The following is a 1593-nucleotide window of genomic DNA, read 5'->3' as shown; positions in this document are numbered from 1 at the left end:
CGCCCATACGCCTGTTCGCCTACTCACCCTCACGCAGCACAGAGGCGGCGCAGCTTCTGTACGTCGGTGCGCGCGAGGGCGGCGTGCTGATGACCGACGGCTACGAGGTCTACAACAAGATCGCCTTGGCGAACAAGCTCGTGCAAATCGGGTGTTGGGCACATTGCCGGCGTTACTTCAATGACGCGCTGCAGGCCTTGCCCAAAGCCAACCGGGGGGCTGAGCAATTGGCGGCCAGGTTCATCGCGCTGATCGGCAAGCTCTACCGCGTGGAGGCCCTGGCCAAAGAGCAAGGGCTGGATGCGAATGCGCTGCTGCATAGCCGCCAAGCCAACAGTGTGCCCGTGCTGCAAGAGATCCAGGCCTTGCTGCTGGCCAACGTTCATGCGGTGCTGCCAGGCAGTTTGCTGGGCAAGGCGCTGCACTACCTGTCCTCGCAGTGGGCCAAGCTGGAGCGCTTCGTCACCAGCGGCAACTACCCGATAGACAACAACGGCTGCGAGAATTCGATCCGCCCGTTTGTCATCGGAAGACGCAACTGGCTCTTCGCCGACACCGTGGCCGGCGCCAACGCGAGCGCCAACCTGTACTCGTTGCTGGAGACCTGCAAGGTCAACGGCGTTGATGGGTACCAGTACCTGCGCTCGCTGCTAGTGGCACTTCCACGGGCCAGGACCGTCGATGACTACGAGGCCTTGCTGCCCTGGCGACTGGCGCGGTGATCCACCGCCTGACAGTTCGAGGCGCGAGATGGCTCAGTGCAAATCGGCCGCAGCACCACAGCACTTCTTGAACTTCGCCCCGCTCCCACAAGGGCACGGATCATTGCGCCCCACCTTGGGCTGCATCGACTTGGCCACCTCCCGCTGATAGACAGCGAGCCGAAGTGGCAGCCAGTGAGCGTGCATGTCCAGAACAGCCGGCGGGATTTGTTGAGCCAGCTCCGATCGCATGGCCGGTGTTCGGGTGAGTTCGTCCTGATCCACGCAATAGTCGTCTTCGCCCAGCAGGGCAATGGGTCTGAACCAAACTTGCCCTTGGGGAGTGGACAGCAACGGTTGCCAGTCCTTCCAGCAAAGCCTCATCCCCTGGACAAAGCCGTACGCCCACGATTCTGCGTCGTCGTATTCACGCTCGTCACCGTCGTAGGTCATCGTTGACCAGCACGGGCTGATCTCCCGGGGGTCATCCCCCAGGCCGGCAATGATGGTGTTGAAGTGGCGCATGACCAAGCCCAGCATGTGGTTCAGCTCTTCGACGGAACCCATCGGAGGCATCATCTCCTTGGTACCCCAGATCTTGGGCAGCCATTGCTTGGGATGTACGGTCGTCGGCCCGACCGCAATGGCGTGCAAGAACCCATCGACCATGTCCATGGTCATGCCTTCTTCCGTGTCAACGCCGAACAGCAGAAAGTGGTCGAGTTCTTCGAACTCTTCCTCGGACAAGGGAGCAAATGGGTCTGTCATCAACTGAATGTGAAATGCGGCGTTGACCCAGATTCTCGCGCGTCGCAGACCGCACCACGCCGAGAGAACATTCATTGCCTCAACGGGCACCCGAGTGCAAGGGCGTGGTCAATAGAGCGCTTAC

2 protein-coding genes are annotated in these 1593 nt (G+C 61.1%); one reads left to right on the top strand and one right to left on the bottom strand.

What is annotated here, in order from left to right:
- Nucleotides 1–722: IS66 family transposase (gene tnpC, locus N4G42_RS25325; protein WP_260669158.1), on the top strand; the 722-nt coding region annotated here is incomplete at its 5' end.
- A gap of 33 nt (nt 723–755) precedes the next feature.
- Here the strand turns inward: tnpC and N4G42_RS25320 are convergent.
- Nucleotides 756–1448: a UPF0149 family protein gene (locus N4G42_RS25320; RefSeq protein ID WP_260669157.1), complete on the bottom strand. Its 693-nt coding sequence runs from the start codon at nt 1446–1448 to the stop codon at nt 756–758.
- Nucleotides 1449–1593: the final 145 nt, after the last annotated feature.

The organism is Acidovorax sp. K2F (assembly GCF_025246485.1).
Taxonomy (GTDB): domain Bacteria; phylum Pseudomonadota; class Gammaproteobacteria; order Burkholderiales; family Burkholderiaceae_C; genus Acidovorax; species Acidovorax delafieldii.
Note: the sequence above shows the minus strand (reverse complement) of the source record. Positions and strands in the feature narration are given on the sequence as shown.